Source organism: Youngiibacter fragilis 232.1, from assembly GCF_000495435.3.
Lineage (GTDB): Bacteria > Bacillota > Clostridia > Clostridiales > Clostridiaceae > Youngiibacter > Youngiibacter fragilis.
Window position 1 is genome coordinate 1 of record NZ_AXUN02000126.1, and the last position, 2,978, is coordinate 2,978.

The following is a 2,978-nucleotide window of genomic DNA, read 5'->3' on the forward strand; positions in this document are numbered from 1 at the left end:
CAACTAACTTGACAAACACCGTTAATCTACTGCGATAACCTGCAAGCAGATTCCAAATATCTTTAATCAGTTTACTTTATGGCGGAGAGGATGGGATTTGAACCCATAAATGGGTACTAAGAATAAAGGTCCAGTATACCTTTATGGTCACTCTTAGAAGCTGCATAATTTCAACATTGGTTTTTTGAAAATTACAGAACATATGATTTAAACATATATTTAGGAATAGCTATAGAATTGGTTTATTGCCATATCAGAGAAGCCATTTACCTCAGCTACCACTTCTTCCCCGTTGCATACATCCACCATGTAATTGAAAAGCTCTGAACCTAACTCCTCCACTGACTTCATACCGGTTATGCTTGAGCTGGTGTCGAAATCTATCATGTCAGATAGCCTGGATGCCGTATCCCCATTACCGGTAATCTTTATGACCGGAGCTATGGCGTTCTCTACCGGTGTTCCCATCCCTGTTGTGAAGGCAACGATCTGAGCCCCTCCGGCAACCAATGATACTACGGAAGCTACGTCATAGGCCGTACCATCCATGAATACGAGACCCTTTTTGTCAATCATCTGTCCATACTCATACACTCCCATGAATGGTTTAGTACCGCTCTTATGTATGCATCCAAGTGACTTTTCTTCCAGCGTGGTTATTCCGCTGGCCTTATTGCCTGGGGATGGATTTGATTTCCTTATGTCCTCACCGTTATTCTTGCACATCCTGTCATACTTGATCACTGCATCATGGAGCTGCTGTCCGATTTCAGGAGTGAAGCCTCTTCTTTTCAGTATGTTCTCCGTTCCTATGGCTTCAGGTGTTTCGCATAATACTGCGGTCCCCCCAAGGTCCACTAATCTGTCTGAGGTGACTCCCAATACCGCATTGGAAGAGAATCCGGATGTAGGGTCTGAACCTCCGCATTCCAACCCAAGGATCAGTTCAGACAGATCGCATTCTTCCCTTTCGCATCTGCTCGCACCTTCCATCAGTTCCCCTACTATCTCCAGGCCTTTGCTCACTGTCTTCTTTATTCCGCCTTCCTGCTGGATGCTTATGTAGTGTACTGGTTTGTCTGTCTTCTTCCTTATTGCCTCGATGTAATTGTCCTTTCGGAGCATCTCACATCCAAGTCCCACTATGAGGACCCCATAGACATTCCCGTTGGCGATAAGCCCGGATAGTATCTCCATGGTGATTGCCGAATCACTTGAATTCTGTGCACACCCATTCGGATTGTAAAGGTACGTTGCATCAGCCTTATTTGCGATTTTTTGTGCAACGCCAGCTGCGCATATAACTCCCGGCATTACAATGACATGATTGCGTATTCCAACATGCCCGTCCGATCGCTTATATCCGTTGAACTTCATTCTTTCACCTCCTGCCTGAAACTGCTCAGGTTGTTTTCGTGGACATGGTCTCCTATGTTGATATCTTCAGTCGCATAGCCGATAACTTCGCCATACTTGTAGACTTCATTTCCCTTTATCACATTCCTTACTGCAACCTTATGGTTCTTTGGAATATCAGAAGCAGCCTTAATCGAATTATTCTTCCCGTTGACAATGTATCCAACATCATTCCCAGCGGATACCTTTGAAGTCACTGTGACAACAGTGTCAATTTCATTCATGATAACTGAATTTACCATCGCTTTCCTCCACCTCGGTTTTATTTAAATACTAACAAATCCAATAGCAAACATAAAGCGATATATGAATCCCCGAAAAGTATTGGTATATATACTTCCAGAGGATTACTCATTCACCTGGTTTCAATATTTTTCTTCCATGCTCAATGTATTGGTAACCTGAAGAATTCACCAGTTTATTGAAGCCCAATACAGTAAATCCAGTATTTTGCACCGAAGCTTTATATGTTATTGCATTATTGGTTTTTAGATGCAAAATGCGGCATAAAGCGGTACTGTCTTTTTTCCGTCCTCAAAACCAAAGTTTTTGGTGGAGAGCTTAATAGCATAAGCTGGCTTGTAGGTGTCGACATAAACCTTTAAGCTCTTTGCTCTGGTGTTGTCTGCTGATTTAACCTCGATGGGGATATTCTGCCCGTCACGCTGAATGATAAAGTCAATCTCTGCTCCACGCTCTGACTCCCAGTAATAAGTACTATACCCATTAGATGTGAGCTGAGTGTTGACATAGTTTTCTGCCATTCCGCCTTTGAAGTCATTTAGTTCCTCAGCCATATAGAGAACATCATTTGCAGATAGATCTTTCTTTGCACAAAGCAATCCCAAATCGGAAACATAAATCTTGAATGCGTCAATATCTCGATAGTTTTCAAGCGGCTTCTTAATCTGCTCAACTTTATAAACCTGTGAAACGATACCTGATAATGTCAGCCATTCAATGGCATTCTCAAATTCTGATGCCCGTCCGCCTTTCTTAACGAGTTTGTATTGAAACCTGGTATTCTTCTTTGAAAGCTGAACTGTAATATTGTCATAGACCAGCCGTGTTTTTTTGATTTCATTCAGGTTGTTATACTTGCTCATTTCGTTTAGGTAACCATTAAGAATGGTGTCCTGAATATGGCGTATTAGTATATAGTCCTTCGTTTCGGCAAACTGCATCACGCATTCGGGCATACCACCCACGACAAGATATTGACGGTATAACTGCATTGCAGCATCATGTGAAGCTGATGGCATTGGAGAGTCATTCTCGAAGCAATATTTGATTTGCTTTTGCAAATCTTCCTCACCTAACCCCAGCATGAATTCCTGAAGATCCATCGGATAAAGAGTCTTTATCTCCACTCTGCCTACAGGGAAAGAATATCTTGCTCTATTGACAGCTACGCCTAGCAAACTGCCTGCCGCGATAATATGATAATCCGGAGCATCTTCATAGAAGTATTTCAGTGAAGTCAATGCCCTTTCACAAAGCTGAATTTCGTCAAATACAATCAGTGTCTTTTCCGTGACTATGTGTTAAAGATTTCTAGTTCT

3 protein-coding genes are annotated in these 2,978 nt (G+C 42.2%); all 3 read right to left on the reverse strand.

Annotated elements, in window-relative coordinates; translation table 11 throughout:
- Positions 1-219: 219 nt before the first annotated feature.
- Positions 220-1,377 carry a UxaA family hydrolase gene (locus tag T472_RS06585; protein ID WP_023387779.1) on the reverse strand — a complete coding sequence of 386 codons (1,158 nt, stop codon included), beginning with the start codon at positions 1,375-1,377 and terminating at the stop codon, positions 220-222.
- Complete coding sequence (locus T472_RS06590; RefSeq protein ID WP_023387780.1) at positions 1,374-1,658, reverse strand: UxaA family hydrolase; 285 nt, start codon at positions 1,656-1,658, stop codon at positions 1,374-1,376. Before T472_RS06590 ends, T472_RS06585 begins: the two co-directional genes overlap by 4 nt.
- Positions 1,659-1,904: 246 nt before the next feature.
- Positions 1,905-2,957: a DUF8612 domain-containing protein gene (locus tag T472_RS06595; protein ID WP_052011769.1), complete on the reverse strand. Its 1,053-nt coding sequence runs from the start codon at positions 2,955-2,957 to the stop codon at positions 1,905-1,907.
- Positions 2,958-2,978: the final 21 nt, after the last annotated feature.

What these genes read in the sequence shown, in the direction of transcription:
- T472_RS06585 (WP_023387779.1), bottom strand. Translation starts at nt 1,377, where the DNA reads ATGAAGTTCAACGGATATAAGCGATCGGACGGGCATGTTGGAATACGC.
- T472_RS06590 (WP_023387780.1), bottom strand. Translation starts at nt 1,658, where the DNA reads ATGGTAAATTCAGTTATCATGAATGAAATTGACACTGTTGTCACAGTG.